We start from the raw sequence: 223 nt of genomic DNA, 5'->3' as shown, positions 1-223 counted from the left end.
CCCTGGGTGCGCGAGCGGCTGGGGCTCGACGCACAGTGGAGGCTCGGCCCCCTGGAGCGAGCCTTCGTCCGCACCATGGCCCGGGCGAGCGACCGCCTCGTCCTGCCCTCGGTCCCCGCCGTCCAATCCTGCCGCCGCCTGGGCCTGCCGGATGATTATCTTTATCGGGGTGAGAGGACCGCCGCGCCGTGACAAGGCCCGTCACGGATCGCCCGCGTCATGG

The 223-nt window shown here is 72.6% G+C and carries 1 pseudogene; it reads left to right on the top strand.

From position 1 onward, the window contains the following. A pseudogene (locus E4K09_RS29085) lies at positions 1-192 on the top strand (hypothetical protein); the annotation flags it as partial. Positions 193-223 lie beyond the last annotated feature (31 nt).

It is taken from the genome of Microvirga pakistanensis, assembly GCF_004458765.1.
Lineage (GTDB): Bacteria > Pseudomonadota > Alphaproteobacteria > Rhizobiales > Beijerinckiaceae > Microvirga > Microvirga pakistanensis.
Note: the sequence above shows the minus strand (reverse complement) of the source record. Positions and strands in the feature narration are given on the sequence as shown.